This is a genomic window from Allofournierella sp. CML151 (assembly GCF_027853465.1).
GTDB lineage: Bacteria > Bacillota > Clostridia > Oscillospirales > Ruminococcaceae > Allofournierella.
This window is the reverse complement of sequence record NZ_JAPNNW010000030.1, coordinates 1-23962: the sequence shown is the minus strand read 5'-3', so window position 1 is coordinate 23962 and position 23962 is coordinate 1. Positions and strand designations below refer to the sequence as shown.

The window sequence follows — 23962 nt, the reverse complement described above, 5'->3', positions numbered from 1 at the left end:
GTCCATGATCTCATTGTACCCTTTCGGGGCCTTTGTTGCGGTTGGCTGCACAACGGACCGGCTCTTCCATACAGATTTTGCGCATTTTTCCGCCCGCCCGGCTCATAGGATGATACGGCGGCAGCTGCCGCGAAATGCATCGAACAGGAGGGATTTTTTCATATGGCGTCCATTCATTACATTCTGGAGGAGCATTTTCTTGCAAAGGGCGACCGGGAGCGGGCGGCGGCGGTGCGCCGTCTGGCCGAGGCGCTGACCGAGGGTACACCCCAGCCGCCCAAAGAGGAGCCGGAGCGTTGACGCGGGCGGCGCTCTACTGCCGCCTGAGCCGGGAGGACGAGGGGCTGGAAGCGTCTGCCGAGAGCGAGAGCATCCAGAACCAGCGCTCCATGCTGCTGGCCTGGGCGGAGCGGCTGGGCTATGCGGTGCAGGGCATCTACTGCGACGAGGACTACTCCGGCGCGGACCGGGACCGCCCGGCCTTCAACCGGATGCTGGCCGCCGCCCGGGCTGGGCAGATCGACGTGATTCTGGCCAAAAGCCAGTCCCGCTTCACCCGGGACATGGAGCTGGTGGAAAAGTACCTGCACGGGCTGTTTCCTTTGTGGGGAGTGCGGTTTCTGGCGCTGGTGGACCATGTGGACACCGGCGACGCGGCGGGCAAAAAGAGCCGCCAGATCTATGGGCTGATGAACGAGTGGTATCTGGAGGACCTTTCCGCCAACGTGCGGGCGGTGCTCACCCACAAGCGGCGTCAGGGGTGCAGCATCGCCGGCAGCCCGCTCTACGGCTACCAAAAGGACCCGGCCCGAAAGGGTCACCTTCTGCCGGACGCGGCCGCCGCCCCGGTGGTGGAGCGCATCTTCCGGCTGGCCCTTTCCGGCCTTGGGTGCGCGGCCATCGCCCGGCGGCTGAACGCCGAGGGCATCCCCGCCCCCGCCGCGGCCAAGGCCCTGGCGGCAGGCAAAGTGCCGGGGCCGGGCCTCTGGAGCAAGGCCACGGTGCACCGGCTGCTCACCAACCGCACCTATGCGGGGGACCTGGTGCAGGGGCGGGTGGAGCGGATCAGCTGGCGGGGCAAGCAGACCCGCCGCCTGCCGGAAAGCCGCTGGATCGTGGCCCCCGCCAGCCAGCCCGCTCTGGTGAGCCGGGCGGTGTTCGACCGGGTGCAGGCGATGCTTTCCGCCCGGGCCCGCTCGGGCAAACAGGGCGCGCCCCATCCGCTGGCAGGGCTGGTGGTCTGCGGCCTGTGCGGTCACTTGATGGAACAGACCCGCTCCGGCACCATCCCCAAAAGCGGTGCGCCCACCCGGTATTTCCGCTGCCGCACCGCCCGCCAGAGCCCCACGGCCTGCCCCGGTCAGCCCTACCTGCCCCTTTCGGAACTGGAAGCGCTGATTGCCGGGCGGGTGGCCGCGCTGTTTGAAGCCGCGGCCCGCCTGCCTCCGGCCCCGGCCAAGGCCCCGCCCCCCGCCATGGGAGCGGACCGGCGGCTGCGGCTGGCGCTGGCAGGGCTCTATCAGGACAAGGCCGCCGGGCTGCTGGCCGAGGAGGAATTTGCCGCTTTGCGAACCGAGCTGCTGGCCCGGCTGCGGCAGCTGGAGCCGCCCCGGGGCCCGGAAGCGCCCGAAGCGCCGGAATCCTCCACCCCTTTGCCCCTGAGCCGGGAGCTGGCGGCGGCGCTGATCGAGAAAATTCTGGTGTACCCGCCGGATGAAACCGGCAACCGGCGGCTGGAGCTTTTCTGGCGGGTGTAGGGCGCGGGTTTGGGCACGCCCGCCTGGCCGGAGCAGGCCCTGCGGGCCAACATCCACGCCCAGATCAGTCTGGCCATGAACCGCATCTTCACCGAGTGGTACCCCAGCCGGGGCTACACCTTCAACATCACCAACTCCACCAGCTACGACCAGTATTACGTGCACGGGCGCAACATCTTTGAGGTGATGGAAAAGCTCACCGACGACATCTTCAACACCTACGTGCGCCGGCAGGGCACCATCGAGCCCTACTACACCGAATACTGCGACGGCAAGTCCGTCACCTGCAAGGGCATGAAGCAGTGGGGCACGGTGGACCGTGCCAACGAGGGCAAGAACGCTTTGCAGATCCTCAAATACTACTACGGCAACGACATCGAGATCGTGCGCACCAACAACCTGCAGGACATCCCGGAAAGCTACCCCGGCAGCCCGCTCCGCCGTGGCGACAGCGGCACCAACGTGCGCATCATCCAGCGGCAGCTCACCCGCATCGCCAAGGACTACCCCTTCTTCGGCAACCCGGGCACCGACGGGGTGTTCGGCGCGGCCACCGAGTCCACGGTGAAGGCCTTCCAGAAGCAGTTCAGCCTGACGGTGGACGGCGTGGTGGGCCGGGCCACCTGGTACAAGATCAGCTACATCTATGTGTCGGTGAAGGACCTGGCGGAGCTGACCAGCGAGGGCGAAAAGCCCAGCGGCGAGAGCAACGTGAACGGCAGCACCTACCCGGGCACCGCCTTGCAGATGGGCAGCACCGGCACCGGGGTGGAGCGCATCCAGTTCTGGCTGAACGCCCTGGCCGAGTTCGACCCCGCCCTGCCCAGCATTTCGGTGGACGGCATCTACGGCAATGCCACCGCCAATGCGGTGCGCGCCTTCCAGAGGGAGAACGGCCTGACCGTGGACGGCGTGGTGGGTCCCGCCACCTGGGAGGCCATTGCCGCCGCCTACAACAGCCTGGAAAGCGACATTCAGGACCAGCCCAGCGGCTACCCGGGCACCCCGCTGCGCCAGGGCGACAGGGGCGACAGCGTGCGCCTGCTGCAGTTCTATCTGCGCATGGTGGCCTCCAACTTCTCGTCCATTCCCACCATCACGGTGGACGGCATCTTCGGCGCGGCCACCACCAGTGCGGTGAAGGCCTTCCAGAAGGAATTCGGCCTGACTCAGGACGGCGTGGTGGGCCCCGCCACCTGGCAGAAGCTGTATGAGGTATACGGCGACGTGGCCGACAGTCTGCTTGCCCCCAACCAGCGCCCCGGCACCTACCCGGGCACGCCCCTCAAGCAGGGCAGCACCGGCACCGCGGTGCGGGAGGCTCAGTTCTATCTGCGGCTGCTGGCGGTCTACTTCCCCACCCTGCCCACCGTGACCATCGACGGCATCTACGGCCCGTCCACCACCGCGGCGGTGAAGGCCTTCCAGACCATGTTCGGCCTCACGGCGGACGGCATCATCGGCCCCGCCACCTGGCAGGCTCTGTACGAGCAGGCCCAGCGGCTGCGCTCGTCCGACGGGCTGCTGGCCGCCTTTAACCTGGTGCCCTGGCCCGGTTTTGAGCTGATGCTGGGCGCCGAGGGGCCCTCGGTGGCCTTTGTGCAGTTTTTGCTGCGCTACATCAGCTATTTCTACGACACCGTGCAGGACCCGGGCAAGCTCGACGGCATCTTCGGCCAGAGCACCCTGGATTCGCTGCACAGCTGGCAGCTGGAGTTCAACCAGCCCGAAAGCGACACGGTGGACGAATTCACCTGGAACGCGCTGGAGGCCACCTTCCTGAGCCTGGCCGGTGGGGTGCCGGATTCCACGGTGCCCGCCGCCGCGCCGGACTACCCGGGCTACGTGATGGCCCCGGGCAGCGCGGGCGGCGCGGTAAGCGCGCTGCAGCAGGCCATGAACGGCATCGCCCAGCTGTACTGCGTGGCGGATTTTGTGCCCATCGACGGCGTTTACGGCACCGAGACCACCAGCGCGGTGACCGCCTTCCAGCAGGGGCTGGGCCTGCCCGCCACCGGCGTGGTGGACCGCGCCACCTGGGATGCCATCTTCGCGCTGCTCTATCCGCCCATTCCCGAAGCCTGAACACCCCACCAAACGAAAGGAGCGAACACCATGCCCAAGATCTTTGTGTACGATGCCTATTCCAACAAGCTGATCACCTACAACCTGGGTGAAAACGACACCATGCCCTACTCCTACGGCACCACCATGAAGGTGAAGGAGTTCCGGGGCAGCAGCCAGAGCCCCACCCTCTGGACCACCGTGGCCGCCATGGAGGCCTGGAACCTGACCCGCCGGTCCTACGGCAAGGGCATCCACATCGGCTACGCCTTCAAGCGCATCTGGGAGGGCGGCCACGGCACCCGCAGCCAGCACTACGCGGGCGTTGCCTTCGACGTGGGCCAGGGGCAGGGGTCCACCGCCCGCAACGCCATCTGGAAGGCCGCCAAGAACACCGGCGCCTGGGGCTATGTGGAGCCTCAGGACATGACCCCCACCTGGGTACACTTTGACCGGCGCTACGGCAAACCCGCCTGCAGCGGCACCACCGCCGGGTACCCCACCGTGCGCCGGGGCTCGGTGAGCACCTACGTGCTCATCCTGCAGGACGCGCTGAACGCCCTGGGCTACTCCACCCGCACGCTGGACGGCAAGTTCGGCGCCAACACCGAAAACGCCCTCAAGGCCTACCAGCGGGCGGTGGGCCTGATCGCGGACGGCATCTGCGGCTGCAATACCTGGAAAAAGATCACCGCCGCGGTGGTGGGCATCGGCCGCACCAAAACCGTGATCGACTGAAAATTTCTCAGCTCCGGCATCTGCCGGGGCTGTTTTCGTGCTCTTTTCATGACAAAATCACTCAAAATATGGACTTTTGCGCCCGTTCGTTTATAATAAAGGGTAAGACTGTTTTCCCGCGCCGGGTGTTCCGCCCGCCGCCGAAAAGGGGGCTTACCTGTTTATGATCCGCAAAAATCAGAGGCTTTTGAACATCGTCAACTGCCTTTTGGATATCTCGCTCATCGCCCTGGCCTATCTGCTGGCCGTGTGGCTGTGGCTGGGCGTTTACCGCGACAATCTGGTCAACCCGGCGGTGGTGCTGCTGCGCACCGGGGCCTTCCTGCCCGCCGTGTGCTACGGGGTGATCATGGCCGCCATCTACTATGCCTTCAAGCTCTACGGCTCCTTCCGGTTCTCCACCCTGCTGGACGAGACGGTGGCCCTGATGAAGGCAAACCTTTTGGGCCTTTTGCTCATCGGCATGGTGCTCTACCTCACCCGTGCGGTGGACTTCTCCCGCGGGGTACTGGTACTGTTTTATGTGTTCTCCACTGTGCTGGTGGTGGCCAAGCGGGTCACGGTGCGGCGCATCCTGCGCCACTACCGGATGCTGGGCTACAACCTGAAGCATGTGCTGATTGTGGGCAACGGACGGCTGGCCTTTGAATACCTGGATTCGCTGCGCCGCAACCCCCAGTACGGCTACAACGTGCTGGGCTACGTGGCCGCCAGCGAGAAGCCGGGCCTGGGCAAGCACCTGGGCCGCTACGAGGACCTGCCGGACCTGCTGGCCGGCCCCACGGTGGACGAGGTGATCGTGGCGCTGGAGCCCCACGAAACCCGGTTCATGAACACCATCATCGCCTCCTGCGAAAAGCAGGGCGCGAAGATCCGCATCATCCCCTTCTACAACGACTTCATTCCCAGCCGCCCCACGGTGGACGTGATCGGCTCGGTGAAGCTGATCAGCATCCGCACCATCCCGCTGGACAACATGCTCAACGCCGCCCTGAAACGGGCCATGGACGTGGTGGGCAGCCTTGTTCTGATTGTGCTCACCAGCCCCATCATGCTGGTGGCAGCCATCGGGGTGAAGCTTTCCAGCCCGGGGCCGATTCTGTTCCGGCAGGAGCGGGTGGGCCTGAACAAAAAGATCTTCACCATGTACAAGTTCCGCAGCATGCGGGTGAACACCAGCCAGGACACCGGCTGGACCCAGGACGCCGACCCCCGCAAAACCTGGTTCGGCAGCCTGATCCGCAAGTGCAGCATCGACGAGCTGCCCCAGTTCTTCAACGTGCTCAAAGGCGACATGAGCCTGATCGGTCCCCGGCCGGAGATTCCCCATTTTGTGGAGCAGTTCAAGGAGACGGTGCCCCTTTACATGGTCAAGCACCAGGTGCGGCCGGGCATCACCGGCTGGGCCCAGGTGAACGGCTTCCGGGGCGACACCTCCATCGAGGGGCGCATCCAGTGCGACATCTGGTACATCGAGAACTGGTCCATCTTCCTGGACATCAAGATTGTGTTCATGACCATATTCGGCGGCTTGTTCAACAAAGAGCATCTGCAGACCGGCCATGCCGCCCAGCCGCCCGAAAGCGGACAGGCTGAGGCCAAACCGGATAAGCCCAATCAATAACAAACCAAAAGCCGGGCCGGTGCGAAGAGAATTTCCCTCTCGCACCGGCCCGGCTTTTCTGTTTTATTGGGCGGAACGCTTCGCCCGGTTTTGATACCACCGGTAGGCGGCAATGCACAAAAGAATCTGCACCGCCGAGGAGATGGGCGTGCCCAGGCCGATCTGAAACAGCCCCACACCCGGAATATGGCTCATCAGATACACCACCGGAATGCGCACGCAGAAGGCGCCCGCCACCCCCTGCACCATCACGAAGACGGTGCGGCCGCAGCCGTTGAAGTAGCCCACAAAGCAGAACAGCACCGCGGTGAGCAGACAGTCGATGGCGTAGGCCTTCAGGTAGGCGTGGGCCTCGGCAATGACCACCGGGTCAGCAGTGAACACCCCGGCCAGCTGCGCGCCGCCGAACAACGCCAGCGCCCCCATCACCGCGCCCGCCGCAAAGGCGGTGCGGATGCCGTAAAACAGCGCCTGGCGGGAGCGCTCGGGCAGGCCCGCCCCGTTGTTCTGAGCCACAAAGGCCGAGATGGACTGCATGTAGGCGGAGGCCACCAGCATCAGGAACATGCACACCTTTTCCGCCACGCCCACCGCAGCGGACCAGCGCCGCCAGAATGTTGCCCCGGGTCAGTGCCGGGGCGTTTTTTTCACTTTGCCCGTTCATGAAATCCTCCTCTTTGTGTTGCGGAGAGTGTCGCCGTAAACATAAAAAAAGCCGGATAAGACAACGGGAATTTCACCCGTCATCTTATCCAGCTCGCAGCTTCTTTTGGGCTGCTCACCCTCCGATGAACGAAGCCATTGTAGCAGACCGGCCCGGCGCTTGTCAAGCAGGCTGCTCGTTTTTGGTGAACTTCAGCGCCAGCGCCGCTGCCAGAACGCCCGCCAGAATCTTGCACACAAAGAAGGCCGCCACGCTGCGCGAATCGCTCACGCTGGACACAAAGGCCATCTGGCCGCCCAGCACAAAGGCCCCGCTCACCGACACCGCCGCGTTCATCACCTTGCCCCGCACGTCCATGCGGGAGTAGAGGGGCAGCATGGACACGGTGGACACCAGCGAGGCCAGCAGCCCCAGCACCGCGTATTCGTTCACGCCCAGACGCCCGGCCACCCGGCGCACCGCCTCGCCGCAGCGGGCCAGCAGCAGAGCCGTGGCCACCATGGCGCCGCACACCACCACTGTGATCTTGAACACGATGATCAGCGCCTCGGCCACAAGGCTCTGGGGAGCGATGGCCAGCCCGGGCAGAAACAGCCCCAGCGCCACCGCGCCGAAGGCCAGCACCCCCACTACCCGCACCGCTTCGCCGAAGCCCGCCAGCGCACCCAGGCAGAGCCGGGGCGCCCTGGCCAGACCCAGCACCAGCAAAGCGCAGAGCACCAGCACCGGCCACAGATTCTGCGCCAGCACCAGCGGCGAAAGCCCCAGCGCCGCACCGCCCGCCACCAGACCCGCGGGCAGGGCGATCAGGCCCCACACCACGCCCTGCATAAAGCCGGTAATCTGATGATTTTCCAGACTGCCCAGAGCGATGGGCAGCGTAAAGCTCACAAGGCACCCCAGGGTGGAAGCCACCAGCAGACCGCTGTAGGCCGCCAGGGCATCGCTTGCCGCCAGCTGGCTGGCGGTGGCCCAGCCGCCCATGTCCGGGGCAAGCAGCATGCCCGCCAGCAGCGACGCGTCGAAGGGCAGCGCCCAGCTCACCGCCGAAAGCCCGCCCTCCAGCGCCCCCACGGCGGCGATGATCAGGCAGTAGATACCGGTCATGGAAAGGCTCAAACCGCCCATAGCGGCCAGCCCCCGGTCCAGCTCGGCGGCAACGCCCAGCCGCCCGCCCAGAGCCTTGTCCACAAGGCCCAGGGCCGCAAAGCAGAGCAGCACCCCAATGCAGATGTTCATGGTTTTCTCCCCCGTTTTTCCCGTTTTTGCCCGGGCACAAAAAAGCGGCCCGGCCCCCTTTTGGCAAGGGGAGCCGCGCCGCGTGTTGCTCCGTTTGTGTTCCGGGCGCGTTATGCCCAGTATATCACATTTTCGCCCCGCCGCGAAGCGGGTTTTCTCACAGGTTGAGAACCTTGGAAAGGAAGTCCTTCAGCCGGTCGTCGTGGGGGTCTGCGAACAGCTCCCGGGCGGGCCGGTCCTCCCGGATCTGGCCGTCGGCCATAAAGATGACCCGGCTGGAAACCTCGCGGGCGAAGCTCATCTCGTGGGTCACCACCACCATGGTCATGCCCTCGGCGGCCAGGTCCTTCATAACCTGCAGCACCTCGCCCACCATCTCGGGGTCCAAAGCGCTGGTGGGCTCGTCAAAGAGCATCACGTCCGGCTCCATGGCCAGCGCGCGCACAATGGCCACGCGCTGCTTCTGGCCGCCGGAAAGCTGGGCGGGATAGCTGTTCGCCTTGTCCTTCAGGCCCACCCGGTCCAGCAGCTGCAGGGCCTTTTCCTCCGCGGCCTTGGGGTCCATCCTGCGGATCTTCACCGGCGCGGCTGTGATGTTCTGCAGCACGGTCATGTTGTTGAACAGGTTGAACTGCTGGAACACCATGCCGATCTTCTGGCGGTGCAGGTCGATGTTGGTCTTTTTGTCGCAGATGTCCACGCCTTCAAAGAACACGTGGCCGCCGGTGGGAACCTCCAGCAGATTCAGGCAGCGCAGGAAGGTGCTTTTGCCGCTGCCGGAGGGGCCGATCACCGCCACCACCTCACCCTTGCGGATGGTGGTGTTCACGTCCTTGAGCACATGCAGCTTGCCGAAGGACTTGTTCAAATCTTTTACAACGATCAGTTCATCTTGTGCCATTGGCCATTTTCCTTTCTGCAAACGCGATCAGACGGGAGGTGAAGAAGGTCATGATAAAGTAGATGATGGCAGCCACCGCCAGCGATGCCAGCGACTTGTAGGTGGTGGAGATCACGCTGTTGGTCTGGTACATCAGGTCGGCGATGCCGATGACCGACACGATGGAGGACTCCTTGATGACGGTCACGAACTCGTTGCCCAGGGCGGGCAGAATGTTCTTGATGGCCTGGGGCAGCACCACCATGCGCATGGTCTGGCCGGACTTGAAGCCCAGGCTGCGGGCGGCCTCGGTCTGGCCCTTGTCCACCGCCTGGATGCCGCTGCGGATGATCTCGGCCACATAGGCGCCGCTGTTGATGCTCATGGCACAGATACCGGCCATGAACCGGTCGGAGTTGGAGATGAAGGGCAGGCTGGGGAAGGTGATGCCCACCATGGGCAGGCCGTAGAACAGGAACATCACCTGAATCATCAGCGGCGTGCCGCGGATGAACTCGATGTAAACGTTGGCCAGCCAGCGGGTGGGGGCGAACTTGCCCAGCTTCATGATGGCCAGCAGCGTGCCCAGGATGGTGCCCAGCAGCACGGTGAACAGCGCGAGGATGATGGTGTTGGCCACACCCTGGCTGAAAAAGCTGTTGTACTTGGTGAACAGGGTCACCATCTTTTCCAAAAACTCCATAAGACTCCCCTTTCGTGAGGGCAGCGGCGCTGCGCTGCCGAAGACACAACAGCATCCTCACACCCGGTTTGGGGGTGTGAGGATGCCCTTTTTCATTGGTTCTATTATACGCCCATGCTCTCGCTCAGCGCAACCGCCTCGTCGTAAGCAGCGTCGAAGGAACCGTCGCTGGTCACATTGGCGATCACCGCGTTCACCAGCTCCTTCAGGTCGTCCTTGCCCTTGGCGATGACGGCGGCCTTACCGAAGTTGGCCTCCTCCTCGCTGAAGGTGAAGTTGGCCTGGGCAATGGCGTCGTTGCTGTTGATCAGGTCGTTGCCCACGGCGCCGTCCACCACGATGGCGGCAATGTTGCCGTTGGCCACTTCCATGGCCAGGGTGGGCCACTTGTCCAGCTCAAACAGGGTGGACTCGGGCAGCGCGCTCTGGATCAGCTGGCTCTGCACGGTGCCGCGCTGGGCGCCAACCTGCTGGCCGGCCAGGGACTCCTTGGTGGTGTAAACGTCCTCATTGCCCTTCTTGACGATCAGCATCTGCTCGTCCTTCTGGTACACGTCGGAGAAGTCGATCTCCTGGGCACGCTCCTCGGTCACGGTGAAGGCGGCGATGCCCACATCCACCTGGCCGGACTTGATGGCGGGGATGATGCCGTCGAAGGCCATATCCATTACTTCCAGCTCAACGCCCAGGGCGTCGGCGATCTGCTGGGCCAGCCACATGTCGCAGCCCACGAAGTTGGCGTCCATGTCCTTGAACTCGAAGGGTGCGTACTGGGCCTCGGTGCCCACCACCAGCTTGCCCTTGGCCTTGATGGCCTCGATGGTCTCGCCGGTGTAGGAAGAGTAATCGTAAGCGGTGGTGGAAGCGCTGGCAGCTTCGGAAGAAGCGCCGGTGGAGGCGGCCTCAGAGGAAGCAGCGGCGGAAGAGGCGGTGCTGGAAGAAGCGCCGCCGCAGGCGGCCAGGCTCAGGCTGAGAACAGCCGCCATGGCAATGGCAAGAAACTTTTTCATGGTTGATTTCCCTCCGTATTGTGCGGCGGCTTCGGGGTGCTGTTCGCCCCGGTCCGGCTCCCTTTGCCGGGCCTTGCCGCCGTGGTTCGTTTTTCGCTTGCGGGGTGTGTGCCCCGTCCATGTGTATAATTATACGCGCCATTCCGATTTTTGCAAGGCATTTTTGCAAAAATATTCAGTCTCGGAGGTTTTTTCCATGAATCCCACAAAACCGGACCGGCTTTGGCGGCCCCTCTGTGCAGTTTGCACGGAAGCGAGTGAATAAAAATTCATCATGCAATGAATATACAGCATTCCCGCCGGGGCGGCCCGCTTATTTCACCGCCGGGATGACGGTGGAGCCGTTGGGAATCACATACACCAGCTTGCCCGCAAGGTCCAGCTGGCGGCACAGCTCGGCCGGGTCAGTGAAGGCCTTGATGCCCATGCGCGCCAGCGGCCCGGCGGGGGCGGTGGTGAGCATGAGGATGTTATACCGGGCGGCCTGCTCGCAGTTCAGGTAGAAGATGTAGCCGGGGATGGTGAAGTTTTTGCGCAGGTCCGCGTCCAGGGTCCCGGCGCAGAGGGAATCCACCCAGTCAAAATATTCGGCGGGGCCGCCGCCGTCCCGGCATTCGGCCAGCAGCACCAGCGTTCCGCCCTTTTTCAGGCCGAACTCCACGTTGTCGATGGTCTTGGTGCCCTGATACAGCGACATATCCTTCGGGTAGCCGCCGCAGCTGGTGATGATCACATCCGCCTTTTCGGCAATGGGGGTCTGGTACATGGCGTCGGCGGATTTGCAGGCCTCCAGCCAGGAATCCAGCCAGTGACCGGCGGTGATGCGGGCCAGCTTCATGCCCGCGTTCATCACCAGGTTCACCACATACAGCTGCTCGATCATAGCCGCCGCCTCGCACATGTCCTCGTGCAGGGGGTTGCCCTTAAGCACCGCGTTGCCGATGGCCGGGTTGGAGTGGGGCTCATTGGGGTCCAGGGAATGGGCGTGGTTCTGCTGGATGGTCTTCATGGAGGCGATGCCAGGCAGGATGCTCTTGCGTCCGCCGCCGAAGCCCGCCATCACGTGCTGGGTGGCCGCGCCCAGGGCCACCACCTTGCGGCCCACCGCCAGCGGGTTCACCACCACCTCGGTGCCCCGGCTGGTGGTGCCCAGATAAACAAGGTCGTCGGCCAGGCAGTCGTGGTTCACCACCCGCACCCGGTCATAGACTGCATCGGTGACCAGGGTGCGCAGCTCGGCCTCGTCGCCGCCGATGTGGGTGCCGTTGGCCACCAGAATGACCAGATCGTCGGTCTTGATGCCGCATTCTTTTTCCATATACTCCACCAGCGCCGGGATCACCAGGTCCTGCCGCATCCAGAAGCGGCTCATGTCGCTGATGATGAGGGTCACTTGGTCGCCGGGCTGCAGCCAGCCGCGCAGGGGCTTTTCGTGGATGGGCGCCTCCAGCGCGGCGCACAGGGCGGCGGGGATGTCCTCGATGGGGGGTTCGTTGTGGCCGTGCAGCTCCTGGTACCGGGCGTTCTCCGGCAGGTCCAGCTGGACCCGGCCGCTTCCGTAGGCAAAATCAAAGCAGGGCATATCTTCACATTCCTTTCTGTGGGGCGGCCGGGGTTCGGGGCCGCAGCGGCGCGCCGGGCTGGCGCACCAGACAGTATTGGGTCAGTTCAAAATGGCTTTTCAGGGTCTTGTACACATCAAAGCCGTAGTGGTTGTAGCGGGGCAGGTTGGCCGGGTTGTGGGTCTCCAGCGAGATGAGCAGCCCGTGCTCGTCGGCGTAGTCCATCACCGGCTGAATCATCTTGTGGCCCACCCCCGCGCCCTGTAAGGCCGGGCGCACCGCAAAGTAGATCAGCTGCATCCGGTTGTCCGGCAGCTCCTCGGTCCAGCGGGAGTTCAGGTACTGCCGGCCCAGAAAGAAGTTCCACAGGGTCTTCAGCGACCAGTCCTCCCGCACCAGGCACACGTCGGTTTTCAGTGCGTAGAAGGCCTCGGTGGAAAAATACCGCAGCGGGTCGTAGGGCTCGGTCTCGTCGTCCAGAATCACCAGTCCGCCCACCTCGTGGCTGTCCGCATACACATTGCAGCAGGAGAGCATCTCGTTTGCGTCGCAGTTAAAAATTTCCGGCAGGGTGCGCTGGCGCACGTCCGCGTCCGGGATCAGCTGGCGGTACAAGGGGTCCGCCTGGAAGCACTCGGTCAGGGTGCGGATCACGTTGGGGATGTCGTACTCCGTGACCCGGTAAAGTCGGTCGGTCTGCACGGCGGCTCACTCCCCTTTCCCGGCAAAGAATTTGCCGGTGGCCTGCTTGAGGGCCTTGCTCAGACGGGCAAGGTCGGCGGTCTCGCCCTTGACGATTTCTTTCAGCAGCTCCTGCTGGTCCTTTTTCATCTGCTTGACCTGGGCCAGGGCGGCGGTGTGGTCCGGCTTGTCCATGGCCTGTTCCGCCTTGATGCGGCGCAAAAGGCTCCCCAGCGCCAGCCGCTCCTGCAGGCGGCCCGCGCCCCACATCAGCCGCTCGGCGGGCTGGTTGCGGGCCTTGTCCGCAAAGTAATCCACCACCGCCGGGTCAAAGGCGTTGGCGTAGCGGTTGTCGTCGATGCCGCACAGGCTCTCCACCGCCTGTTTGCCCATACCCGCGGCCAGCTGCCAGGCGGCGGTGTGCAAGGCGCTCAGGTTGGCCTGGGTGTTCTCGTGGGGGAAGATGGCGTTCTCGCTCCAGTCCAGCCGCACAAAGCAGTCCTGCGCAAGGCGGAAGAGCTCCAGCAGGCGGCGGCGCAGCGCGGCGCGGTCCGCCTCCTCCAGCGTTACCTCGCCCTGGTTCACCTTCCAGACCCAGCGGGTGAGCTTGTCCGCCCGGCGGGCGGCCTCGGCCAGCTTTTTGCGGAAGGCGCCCTCGGTCTGGGGGCTCAGCTTCTGGCTGGTCAGGCTGGCATCCAACGCCCACAGCCGCTCGGCAAAGTCCAGCGGGGGCAGCACACAGCGGTCCAGCCGCAGCAGCACCCAGGTGTAGAACAGATGGTGGAACAGATACACCTTCTCATCGTACGCGCCGTCGTTGTCGAACTGGGAGTGGTAGTGGGTGGCCATGAACCGGCCGCCGCCGAACTCGTCCACCATGCTGGGCACGCCGCCGATGGCCATGGAGAAATCGTCCGACCAGGTCTGCACCGGGCAGACGACTCCCACTCCCTTGGGGTAGAGGTTCGCCACCTCGTCGGGCAAAGCGCGGATGCACTCCTTCAAAAAGCGCTTCAGCTCATACACGCTGCGCACCTGATGCTTTTTGCCGTGGGCGTGGGCGGGCAGCTCCAGATTGATGTTGGCGATCACCCGGCCCGCCCAGTCCGGCCGGACCCGGAAGATCTGATTGTAGGCGCCGGTGGACCAGTCGTAGCGGCTGTCGATCACGCCCCATTCCTCGGCGGCGAAGGCGCAGAACACCAGCGTCTTTTTGGGCTTGTAGCCCGCCAGCTTCAAAGCCCGGGCCATGCCCAGCATCAGGGAAACGGCGGTGTTGTCGTCCTGGAAGCCCTCAAAATAGGAATCGTAGTGAGCGCTCACCAGAATCATCTCGTCGGTGTCCTCGCCGGGCAGGGCGCCCACGATGTTGTAGCTCTCGGTTTCGGGCATCACGGTGGACAATGCGTCCAGTGTCACCTCGGCGCAGCGGCCGAAGCCAAGGTGAGCCGCTTCGGCCAGCGCGGCCGCGTCCTTTCGGGAGATGGAGAAGGCCGGCGCCTGCCGAGGGCCGCAGATGTTCTGGGCGTTCAGGGCCTGCTCGTCCACCTCGCCGTAGCCGCCCGCCTGCACCGCCAGAATGGCCGCCGCGCCCCGCAGATGGGCCTGGTAGGCCGGGTAGTTGATCCACCAGTCGTTGCGCTGGTTGATGTGCACCAGCACCAGCTTGCCCCGCACGTCCAGCCGGTCCAGCTCGGCGGCGGTGCCGGTACCCGCGTCGATGAGGGTGTAGTGCTTCGGGCCCTTGGTGTCGAAGTCGGTCTGGTAGCTGCCCAGCTCGGCGGTGTGGGCGCGGCCCTCTTCGTCTTTATAAGTAAGGCGGGCGTGGTGGAAGTCCCACCCGTCCAGCGTAAAGCGGTGCTTTTCCACCGAAAGGCCGATGGCGCGCATCTCGGCGGCCAGCAGCTCGCCGGTCTCGAACTCGGCCCGGCTGCCGGCGGTGCGGTAGCCCAGTACCGGGTTGGTGCGGGGCTCCTCCATCCGCTTTGCCAGCACGTAGGAATAAGAGATATCCAGATACCGCCGGATGCGGTTCCACTCCTGCAGCTGCTGTTCGATTGTTTCCATACTTGTTCCCCCTCCAGGCAGTGGGCCGTTTTGGCCCAACCATACAAACTATTTTTGGTATATCACAGCCGCCGGGCTTTGTCAAAACAAAAAGCCGGGGAGCGAAGCTCCCCGGCCCGTTGTTCTGTTTTCGCTTCAGGCGGGCTGTTCGGCGAGCAGCTGCTGCACCGTAACCGACCGCATGGAATTTTCCATCACCTGCTGCAGCTCCAAGAAGTAGTGCTGCATGCCCGCGATGGCGCCGCTCTGCTCCGGCATTTTTGCGGTATCATCCAGGCAGCGGCCCAGCATGGTGTGGTCCTCCATACAGGTGATGATGTCCAGCATGGTGATCTGGCTGGCGGGGCGGCCCAGCTTGTGGCCGCCGGTCACGCCGCTGCGGGCCTGCACCAGCCCGGCCTTTTTCAGCCGGCTGAGCACCCGGGGAATCACATTTTCCGGCACATCCATGGCCGCGGCAATCTTGCCCGCCTGCACATAATCGGTCTGCTGCGCCAGATAAAGCATGCAGCGGATGCCGTAATCCGTTTCCAAACGCAAACGCATGGGAAATCGCGTCCTCCTTTCCGTTGTTCTCAAACTCTCTCATCCAAATATTGATAAAACGCCCGCAGGCAGGATGTATAAAGCCCGCGAGCGGAGTGATATTCCTTTGGAATCCCGTCAAAGCGGGTGGATTATTTAAATAAATAATCATTTAAATAACAGAAAGCCTATTGCTTAATCATAGTATGGAAGGCTGTGTTTGTCAATAAAAGTACGATCATTGTTAAGCAACATTTCACAATTTGTTAAGATTCTTTGCGCCGCCGGTGAACCCGGCCCGTATTTTGTGTGACATTGTCGCTTTTTTCGCCCATAAGGCAGTTGTAAAATACGCCAAAATCGAGTAAACTGGTAGACAAGGAACCCCCCTGTTTGATTGTTGAGCGCACGGAAAGGAGCGTTTGGTATGGAATTCTATCGTTGTGAGCACTGCGGCAACATTGTTGCCTTTCTGAACAAGAGCGGCGTGCCTGTGGTATGCTGCGGGGAGAAGATGAAGCTGCTGGAGCCCGGCGTGGTGGACGCCGCGGTGGAAAAGCACCTGCCGGTGGTGGCTGTGAACGGCCGCTCGGTGACGGTGAGCGTGGGCAGTGTGGCCCATCCCATGACCGAGGAGCACCTGATCCAGTGGGTCGTCCTGGAGACCAGCCAGGGCTGGCAGCAGAAGAAGCTGGCCGCCGGGGATGCCCCCGAGGTAAAATTCGCGCTGGCCGAGGGCGAAGCGCCCGTGGCCGCCTGGGCGTACTGCAACCTGCACGGCCTGTGGAAGACCGTAATCTGAAGTATTTTCTGAAAAACTCCCCCGGTGGCAAAGCCGGGGGAGTTTTTTTGCGTTATCCCAGCGCCAGGTTCAGCGCCATCAACAGGCCGAAGCCCACCGCTGCCGCCAGCACGCCCCCGGCTCCCTGCTGCGCCGCCCCTGCCAGCGGCTCCTGCACCGCTGCGGCCAGCATCACCCCGGCGGCCAGGGCCAGCAGCCAGGGCATCAGCCCGGCCAGCACACCGCCCGCCAGCACCGCCGCCAGCGCCGCGCCCAGGGGCTCCACCAGGCCGCTGGCCACCCCCGCGCCGAAGGCCTTCCAGCGCCCGGCCCCTGCCCGCCAGACGGGCAGGCTCACCGCCGCCCCCTCGGGCAGGTTCTGCAGGCCGATGCCCACGCTCAGCGCCAGGGCTCCCGCGGCTGCGGCCCCGGTCTGACCGGCAGTGCCCGCCGCGGCCAGGCCCACCACCATGCCCTGGGGCAGGTTGTGCAGCCCGATGGCCACCGCCGCGCCCCAGCCGCCGGGTTTGCCCACCCGCTCGCCGTTTTCCAAAGCTCCCGCCAGCCGTTCGGCCAGCAGCAGAAGCGCCGCCCCGGCCACCAGCCCCGCCGCCGGGGCAAGCCACCCGCTTTCGGCCGCGGGCAGCAGCAGATTGAACACGCAGGCCGCCAGCATCACACCACCGGCCAGCCCCTGGCCCGGTCCGCCGCCGGGCGCGGGCCGGGCCAGAAACACCGCCCCCGCCCCCAGCGCGGTGCACAGGCAGGGAAAGGCGGTCATCGAGACCGCCGTCAGAATCTGATGCATCTCTGTTTCTCCCCCTTTCCTCTGCCCTCACCCTATGCGAAGGGAGCGGCTGGGGTTCCTGACGAAGGCGCCTGCGGCCACGGGGGAAAACCTGCCGGTTTTCAACACTTTCCACTTTTTTGTGTGGAAAACCCGCTGAAAAGGGCCCCGGTTTTCCACACAGCGGGAAAATCCGGGGCCTTCTGCTTGCTGAAAATAATTCCTGTTACCTGGTTTTTGCCATTTTCCCACCTTTTTTTTGCAGGGATTTTACAAAACACCGGGTTTTCCACACGCCGGGGAAAACCCCGATGTTGAAAACCTGTCGAAAACCGTGGAATACTTTTCGTATTTTTGTGGAAAACTTTCCCGCCGGGAATTACTCCACCCGGTATTCGTCGGCCAGATCCCCCCGGGTGGCGCACCAGTAGGCGGCCATGCTCTGGCCGGGGGTGCCGGTGACCTCATCGGACAGATACTCCGCCAGCGCGCCGGGCTGCCAGGCGCGGGCGGCCTCCTCGCTGTCGAATTCCACCTCGGCGTAGAAGAACTCGCCGGGCTGGCCCGCGTCCACCTGGTTCACCTCCAGCACAAGGCCGCCCTCCAGCCGGTAGCGGCGCTGCTCCTTCTGAATGAGCGGCCGCTGCAGAAAGGCCTCCAGCCGGGCAAAGAGCGCCGGGTCGATGGGCGACTCGATCTCCTCCCGGGCCAGGCCGTCGCTGCTGGCCTTGCCTTTGAAGCAGAGGATGTAATCGGTCTTGCCCTCGCTTTCCTCGCTGCGGATGCGCACGGTGGGACGGGTGGTCACATAACCCTGGCGCATCACAAAGGTTTTCACCGGGGCAAGGCCCTGGGGCCAGCCCTTCACCAGCCATTTGCGTTCGATCTCCATGGTCGTTTCTCCTTTTTCTCGGCCTGCACCGGCGGCGGATTTCGCTTGCCACCCGGGTGCAAACCGGGTATACTTGAATTGATCTCGAAATTTTTTGCAGCCGGGGCCCGGGGCCCCGCACAAACGTCCGGTTTTATTATAGAAGAAACCGCCAGGAAAGGAAAGTGCACCATGAAACAGACCCGTCCCTATCCCGTTTACACCGTGACCAAAAAGGCCGAGAACAGCATTCTCAGCGGCCATCCCTGGGTCTATGCCGACGAGCTGACCCGCCAGCCGGAAACGCAGCCGGAGAACGGCGCACTGGTGGACGTGGTGAGCGGCAAGGGCCGTTACCTGGGCACGGGTTTTTTGAGCTGGGAGAGCAAGATCCGCATCCGGCTGATCAGCCGCAACGCCAACGACAGCTTCGACGAGGCCTTCTGGCGGCGTCGCTTTGAATACGCCTGGGCCTACCGCAAGACCGTAATGGGCGAGGAAGACCTTAGCTGCTGCCGGGTGATCTTCGGCGAGGCGGACCAGATGCCCGGCCTCACCGTGGACCGCTTCGGCGACATTCTGGTCACCCAGACCCTGTCCTACGGCATGGAAATCCGCAAGGCCCAGCTGTTCCCGCTGCTGGTGGACGTGCTGCGCAAGGACGGCCAGATCATCAGCGGCATTTACGAGCGCAACGACGTGGCCCTGCGCGCCCGGGAGGGCCTGTTTGAGAACAAGGGCTGGTTCGAGCTGCACGGCGAGGACCACCCCGCCTCCACCGTCATCGAGATCTGCGAGAACGGGGTGCGCTACGCGGTGGATTTTGAGAATGGCCAGAAGACCGGCTTTTTCCTGGACCAGAAATACAACCGCCGCCAGGTGGCAAAGCTGGCCCGGGGCAAGCGGGTGCTGGACTGCTTCACCCACACCGGCAGCTTTGCGCTGAACGCCGCCTACGGCGGAGCCGCCCACGTGACCGCGGTGGACGTGAGCCAGACCGCGGTGGACATGGCCCGCGCCAACGCCGAGCGCAACGGCCTTGAGGACCGGATGGACTTTGTGTGCACCGACGTGTTCGAGCTGCTGCCCACTCTGGAGGGTACCCACAATTACGACTTCATCATTCTGGACCCGCCCGCCTTCACCAAGGCCCGCAAGACCGCGGCCAACGCCATGCGGGGCTATAAAGAGATCAACTACCGGGCCATGAAGCTGCTGCCCCGGGGCGGCTACCTGGCCACCGCCAGCTGCAGCCATTTCGCCACCGAGGAGATGTTCATCAAGATGCTGAAAAGCGCCGCGGCGGACGCAGGCCGCCAGCTGCGCCAGATCGAGGTGCGCCAGCAGTCCCCGGACCACCCCATCCTGTGGAACGTGGAGGAAACCAACTACCTGAAATTCTTCCTGTTCCAGGTCATTTAAGGCAGCACCGCCTGAACCGGCGCACCGCCGCCCGGACAGGCCTTTGAATCCGCCGTTTCGGCCGGGAAAAATCACACTTTTCGCCGCCGGTTCTCGGCACTGTCACCAACAATTTTTGCCCGCGTGGGCCCGGTCTTTGCAAACCCTCCAAACCGCAAAGCCGGGCCCTTGTTTTGAATTGACGGCGGGTGTAAAAAAACATATAATTTTTTGTGAAATATTCGTATGGGAAACCGCCGGTCTTTGCCGGCCTTTTGTGAGGGAGGAACAGTTATGGCATCAGCCAACACCAAGGAGATCTACGGTTCACTCGTGTTCAACGAGCATGTGATGAAGGAGCGCCTGCCCAGCGCCACCTACAAAAGCCTGAAGGCCACCCTGCAGCGGGGCGCGGCGCTGGATCTGGACCTGGCCAACATCGTGGCCAGCGTCATGCGGGACTGGGCCATTGAAAACGGCGCCACCCACTACACCCACTGGTTCCAGCCGCTCACCGGCATCACCAGCGAAAAGCACGACAGCTTTTTGAGCCCCAACAAGGACGGCACCGCCATCATGGAGTTCTCCGGCAAGGAGCTGGTGAAGGGCGAGTCCGACGCTTCCAGCTTCCCCAACGGCGGCCTGCGCGCCACCGCCGAGGCCCGGGGCTACACCGCCTGGGACCCCACCAGCTACGCCTTCATCAAGGACGGCACCCTGTGCATCCCCACCGCCTTCTGCAGCTGGACCGGTGAGGCCCTGGACAAAAAGACTCCCCTGCTGCGCAGCATGAAGGCTGTGACCAGCCAGGCCAAGCGCATCCTGCACCTGTTCGGCAAGGACGTGAGCCACGTGGACGTGACCGTGGGCCCCGAGCAGGAGTACTTCCTGATCAAGAAGGAGCACTACGAAGCCCGCGAGGACCTGATCCTCACCGGCCGCACCCTGTTCGGCGCGGCCCCCTCCAAGGGTCAGGAGATGGAGGAGCACTACTTCGGCGCGCTGCGCGAGGAAGTGTCCGCCTTCATGAAGGATCTGGACGAGGAGCTGTGGAAGCTGGGCGTTTCCGCCAAGACCAAGCACAACGAGGTCGCCCCCTGCCAGCACGAGCTGGCCCCCATCTTCGACCGGTGCAACGTGGCCGTGGACCACAACCTGCTCACCATGGAGATGATGAAAAAGCTGGCCCCGAAGCACGGTCTGGTCTGCCTTTTGCACGAAAAGCCCTTTGAGGGCGTGAACGGCAGCGGCAAGCACAACAACTGGTCCCTGTCCGCCCCCGGCATGAACCTGCTGGACCCGGGCGACACCCCCAAGGACAACCTGCAGTTCCTGATCTTCCTGGCCGCCATCATCAAGGCCGTGGATGAATACAACGACCTTTTGCGCATGAGCATCGTGGGCGCGGGCAACGAGCACCGCCTGGGCGGCAACGAGGCGCCCCCGGCCATCGTGTCCATCTTCATGGGCGAGGTGCTGGAGGGCATTCTGGACGCCATCGCCTCCGGCAGCGAGTACGTGGCCCCCGCCGCCGCCAAGATCGACCTGGGCGTTGAAGTCCTGCCCCAGTTCGCCAAGGACGACACCGACCGCAACCGCACCAGCCCCTTCGCCTTCACCGGCAACAAGTTCGAGTTCCGCATGCCCGGCTCCTCGGTGAACATCTCCGACGCCAACACCGTGCTGAACACCGCCGTGGCCAAGGAGTTGAAGGGCTACGCCGACGAGCTGGAGCAGGCTGAGGACTTCGACAAGGCCGTGGTCAAGCTGATCAAGCGCACCATCCGCGACCACAAGCGGGTGATCTTCAACGGCAACGGCTACAGCCGTGAATGGGAGGAAGAGGCCGCCCGCCGCGGCCTGCACAACGAGCCCAGCGCCTGCGAAGCCCTGGGCGCTTTTGTGGACCCGAAGAACATCGCCCTGTTCGAGCAGATGGGCGTGCTGAACGAGGCCGAGTGCCGCAGCCGCTACGAGGTAAAGCTGGAGAACTACGCCAAGGTGCGTCACATCGAGGCCGTGACCATGCTGGAGATGGCCCGCCGCCAGCTGGTGCCCGCCGCCAGCCGCTACATGGGCGACATTGCCAAGGGCATGAACCGGAAGAAGACCGCCTGCCCGGGCATCAGCTGCAAGGCCGAGGAGAAGGTGCTGCGCCAGCTGACCAACTACACCGACGCCATGAGCGACGCGGCCGACCGCCTGGAGGCCTGCGTGGAGAAGGCCGAGCGCAGCGAGGGCGCGCTGGCCACCGCCCGCTGCTACCACGACGTGGTGCTGCCCGCCATGAGCGACCTGCGTGCCGCCGCCGACGCCGCCGAGTCCATCTGCGGCGCCGAGTACTGGCCCCTGCCCAGCTACAGCACCATGCTGTTCTACGTGTAAGCGTGTAGACGCAAGATAAGCCTTATCGGATCAAAAACAAACCCAGCCGCCGCAACCGGTAATGTTGCGGCGGCTGGGTTTTGTTCTTTTTTCGTTTGCGTCCCGGCTCAGGCCACAGCTGCCAGGGTCAGGCTCTGGGCCAGGGTTTCCACCTGGTCGGCATTGAGGGGGGAATCCTCCTCCATGCGCAGGGCCACATAGACCCCCAGCTCTTTGTCGTAGGCCAGGGCCCCGTGGGCGGTGCGCTCTTCGGCGGCGTACCCCGACTCTCCTTCGCCGAAATACACCGTGGCCACGGCGTTTTCACCGGCGGCCGTCTTTTTTACCGCCCGGTAATCCTCCCAGTAGCAGCTGGAGGGGGTGCGCAGATAACAATACACCAGCTTGTACTCCTCCCCGGGCTCCGGCTCATTGCCCGGCTCGGCGGTTTCGATCAGCCCGTAGCCGATGCGGCCCACGGCGCGGCCCTCGCCGTCACAGACAAGAAGCTGAGTGTTCATGCCCTGGTCAAAGACCCGGTCGCTCTCCTCCGGCTCCTGCAGGCTCCAGCCCTGGGGTACAAGGAAGCTGGCGGTGAAGGGGGCCTGGTCGTAATATTCCCCGTTATACTCGCTCCGCCCCTCCTGATAGGCGGGGAAGGTGGCGCTTACCCGCTGGGTCATGTCCTGCTCGCTGGCGCTCTCCGGGATGCTTTCCGCCGGTTCCGATTCCGGGGCAGCGGGCGCCTGGGGCTGGGGCTGTCCCTGGGCCAGAGCCAGCAGATCCACCGAAAGCTCCTGCTCCTCGTCGGAATAGAGGCAGGCGCTCAGGTTCAGGTCCAGATAGCCCTGGGCACATTCGATCTGATAGGTCTGCCCCGCCTTCCAGGCCTTTTCGGCGTTCTCCTTTTCCATCAGGTGAATGCTCATGCCGCCCTCGCCCATGGCGGCGCGGCCGCTGATCTGGATGTTCCAGTCCTCGCCGGGCCAGCCCTCGGGCAGGGTGAACTCCACACCCTTTTTATAGGGGCGCAGGCTGCCCTCCAGATAAGCCATGGCCTCCTGGCCGGTCTGGGGGATGCTGCTGCCCGCCACCACGCTGCCGCTGGCGGGGCTGCTCCCGTTTGAAGGGGTCTGCCCCCGCCCGGCGCAGCCGGACAGCAGAACGCAGAGCGCCAAGGCCAGCGCCAGTGCTTTCCCGTTGTTCCTTTTGCTGTTTGCTCTGCGATGCTTCGTCATGGCGGCACGCTCCCCTCTGTTTTATCTTTCATAGAGGTAACGTGCCAGGGCGGTGGTTTATTTCACATTTTGGAACATTTTGGCATATTCTGGCCTTTCCCGCCTTTTTTCACTCCGCTGTGCCGGGCGTGTCCCGCACGTTTTCCGGCTCAGCCCGCCTGGCCCAGCTCCTCCATGGCTTCGCGGGTATTGTCGGCCGAGAACAGAAACACTCCGCTCCGGCTGTATACCTCCACATGAGACCCCACGTTCCGAATGATGCAATCCATACTCGACCCTACCTTTCTTTTGGCAAGTTAAAACTGTTTTCGGGGGCCGTGCCCCCTTCCGATGGTCTTATTCTACCAAACCATTCGTCCCATAATTTGTACTTTGAGCATTTTCGTCCCAAAATACAGTCCGATAAACATCCCTTTTAAAACAAACAGAAAAAGGCCCCCGGAATGCTCCGGGGGCCTTGCTGCTTTTGATAAGGTTATTCCGCCTTCTCGTACACGGCCTCGATTTCGGCCACATACAGGGTGTGGTAATCCTTTTCGGGGTAGCAGTCCGCATCGCAGTTGTTGCCGGGCAAAAAGCAGGCCGGGTCCAACCGCTGGGCATACAGGCTGCGGCAGACCAGCACCAGGCGGGCCTCTTCAAAGGCGGGTGCACCGTCGAAATCCTTCACGGTAAAGCCAACCTTGGCGATCTTGTCCTCGTCGCGGCCGCTCACCTTGCCCAGATACCCAAGCTCCTTCTTCGCGCCCTCGCCGTAAAAGCTCAGGGTGAAGCGGCCGGCCTGGTCCACAAATTCCTTGGTGTAGCGCTGGGGGCGCAGGTAGATCTGTACCACGTTCCTGCGCCACAAAACGCCCATGGTGCCCCAGCTCACGGTCATGGTGTTCACGGTGCCGTCGGCCTTTTTGGCGCTCACCAGCGCCCACTCGTTGCCGATCATCTCAAAGGGATTGCCGCTGATGGCGGCGGGTTCGATCTTCCGGTACTCCATTTGTCAAAACACCTT

Annotated in this window: 21 protein-coding genes; 8 read left to right on the top strand and 13 right to left on the bottom strand. The window is 63.6% G+C overall.

The features are described 5' to 3' along the window. Nucleotides 1–162: 162 nt before the first annotated feature. The 5 genes from PH256_RS14705 (at nucleotide 163) to PH256_RS14685 (ending at nucleotide 6183) form a co-directional block, all read left to right on the top strand. Entirely contained in the window at nucleotides 163–300 is a 138-nt protein-coding gene (locus PH256_RS14705; protein WP_158096327.1) for a hypothetical protein, read from the top strand. After that, on the top strand, nucleotides 297–1757 hold the full coding sequence (locus tag PH256_RS14700) for a recombinase family protein (protein ID WP_270914764.1): 1461 nt from the start codon (nucleotides 297–299) through the stop codon (nucleotides 1755–1757). Before PH256_RS14705 ends, PH256_RS14700 begins: the two co-directional genes overlap by 4 nt. Before the next feature lie 9 nt (nucleotides 1758–1766). Beyond that, a complete protein-coding gene (locus tag PH256_RS14695; protein WP_270914763.1) occupies nucleotides 1767–3842 on the top strand; it encodes a peptidoglycan-binding protein in 2076 nt (691 codons plus the stop codon). 30 nt (nucleotides 3843–3872) lie between these two features. After that, on the top strand, nucleotides 3873–4559 hold the full coding sequence (locus PH256_RS14690; RefSeq protein ID WP_270914762.1) for a peptidoglycan-binding domain-containing protein: 687 nt from the start codon (nucleotides 3873–3875) through the stop codon (nucleotides 4557–4559). Nucleotides 4560–4722: 163 nt separating this feature from the next. Then, nucleotides 4723–6183, top strand: coding sequence for an undecaprenyl-phosphate glucose phosphotransferase (locus PH256_RS14685; RefSeq protein WP_270914761.1), 1461 nt, complete (start codon nucleotides 4723–4725; stop codon nucleotides 6181–6183). 63 nt (nucleotides 6184–6246) lie between these two features. On the opposite strand, the gene PH256_RS14680 is transcribed toward PH256_RS14685, so the two are convergent. The 9 genes from PH256_RS14680 to PH256_RS14640 form a co-directional block, all read right to left on the bottom strand. Beyond that, nucleotides 6247–6768, bottom strand: a complete 522-nt coding sequence (locus tag PH256_RS14680) for an MATE family efflux transporter (RefSeq protein WP_270914760.1) — start codon at nucleotides 6766–6768, stop codon at nucleotides 6247–6249. Nucleotides 6769–7009: 241 nt separating this feature from the next. After that, entirely contained in the window at nucleotides 7010–8086 is a 1077-nt protein-coding gene (eutH, locus tag PH256_RS14675) for an ethanolamine utilization protein EutH (protein WP_270914759.1), read from the bottom strand. A gap of 157 nt (nucleotides 8087–8243) precedes the next feature. Then, nucleotides 8244–8972: an amino acid ABC transporter ATP-binding protein gene (locus PH256_RS14670; RefSeq protein ID WP_333766447.1), complete on the bottom strand. Its 729-nt coding sequence runs from the start codon at nucleotides 8970–8972 to the stop codon at nucleotides 8244–8246. A gap of 1 nt (nucleotide 8973) precedes the next feature. Then, nucleotides 8974–9669: an amino acid ABC transporter permease gene (locus tag PH256_RS14665; RefSeq protein ID WP_206406337.1), complete on the bottom strand. Its 696-nt coding sequence runs from the start codon at nucleotides 9667–9669 to the stop codon at nucleotides 8974–8976. Between the two features lie 104 nt (nucleotides 9670–9773). Then, nucleotides 9774–10679 (bottom strand): transporter substrate-binding domain-containing protein, encoded by a 906-nt coding sequence (locus tag PH256_RS14660; protein ID WP_270914757.1) that lies wholly within the window; start codon nucleotides 10677–10679, stop codon nucleotides 9774–9776. Nucleotides 10680–10992: 313 nt separating this feature from the next. After that, nucleotides 10993–12261: a nickel-dependent lactate racemase gene (gene larA / locus PH256_RS14655; protein WP_270914756.1), complete on the bottom strand. Its 1269-nt coding sequence runs from the start codon at nucleotides 12259–12261 to the stop codon at nucleotides 10993–10995. A 4-nt stretch (nucleotides 12262–12265) separates the two neighbouring features. Continuing rightward, a complete protein-coding gene (locus PH256_RS14650) occupies nucleotides 12266–12943 on the bottom strand; it encodes a GNAT family N-acetyltransferase (protein WP_270914755.1) in 678 nt (225 codons plus the stop codon). Nucleotides 12944–12949: 6 nt separating this feature from the next. Beyond that, nucleotides 12950–14989 carry a M28 family peptidase gene (locus PH256_RS14645; protein ID WP_270914754.1) on the bottom strand — a complete coding sequence of 680 codons (2040 nt, stop codon included), beginning with the start codon at nucleotides 14987–14989 and terminating at the stop codon, nucleotides 12950–12952. Nucleotides 14990–15124: 135 nt separating this feature from the next. Further along, on the bottom strand, nucleotides 15125–15535 hold the full coding sequence (locus PH256_RS14640) for an RrF2 family transcriptional regulator (protein WP_270914753.1): 411 nt from the start codon (nucleotides 15533–15535) through the stop codon (nucleotides 15125–15127). Nucleotides 15536–15941: 406 nt separating this feature from the next. Here PH256_RS14640 and PH256_RS14635 point away from each other — a divergent pair, with 406 nt between their 5' ends. Continuing rightward, nucleotides 15942–16316 carry a desulfoferrodoxin family protein gene (locus tag PH256_RS14635; RefSeq protein WP_270914752.1) on the top strand — a complete coding sequence of 125 codons (375 nt, stop codon included), beginning with the start codon at nucleotides 15942–15944 and terminating at the stop codon, nucleotides 16314–16316. 52 nt (nucleotides 16317–16368) lie between these two features. On the opposite strand, the gene PH256_RS14630 is transcribed toward PH256_RS14635, so the two are convergent. Both PH256_RS14630 and PH256_RS14625 read right to left on the bottom strand, forming a co-directional pair. Then, nucleotides 16369–17103 (bottom strand): ZIP family metal transporter, encoded by a 735-nt coding sequence (locus PH256_RS14630; protein ID WP_242956081.1) that lies wholly within the window; start codon nucleotides 17101–17103, stop codon nucleotides 16369–16371. A 358-nt stretch (nucleotides 17104–17461) separates the two neighbouring features. After that, complete coding sequence (locus tag PH256_RS14625) at nucleotides 17462–17974, bottom strand: CYTH domain-containing protein (protein ID WP_270914751.1); 513 nt, start codon at nucleotides 17972–17974, stop codon at nucleotides 17462–17464. 171 nt (nucleotides 17975–18145) lie between these two features. Here PH256_RS14625 and PH256_RS14620 point away from each other — a divergent pair, with 171 nt between their 5' ends. Continuing rightward, the gene (locus PH256_RS14620) at nucleotides 18146–19375 is read left to right on the top strand and encodes a class I SAM-dependent rRNA methyltransferase (protein ID WP_270914750.1); all 1230 of its coding nucleotides are present in this window, start codon (nucleotides 18146–18148) and stop codon (nucleotides 19373–19375) included. Nucleotides 19376–19648: 273 nt separating this feature from the next. Beyond that, a complete protein-coding gene (locus PH256_RS14615; RefSeq protein ID WP_087182997.1) occupies nucleotides 19649–21739 on the top strand; it encodes a glutamine synthetase III family protein in 2091 nt (696 codons plus the stop codon). Nucleotides 21740–21846: 107 nt separating this feature from the next. Here the strand turns inward: PH256_RS14615 and PH256_RS14610 are convergent, their stop codons facing one another. Beyond that, nucleotides 21847–22956 carry a hypothetical protein gene (locus PH256_RS14610; protein WP_270914749.1) on the bottom strand — a complete coding sequence of 370 codons (1110 nt, stop codon included), beginning with the start codon at nucleotides 22954–22956 and terminating at the stop codon, nucleotides 21847–21849. 475 nt (nucleotides 22957–23431) lie between these two features. Beyond that, nucleotides 23432–23947 (bottom strand): flavin reductase family protein, encoded by a 516-nt coding sequence (locus PH256_RS14605; RefSeq protein ID WP_087182995.1) that lies wholly within the window; start codon nucleotides 23945–23947, stop codon nucleotides 23432–23434. Nucleotides 23948–23962 lie beyond the last annotated feature (15 nt).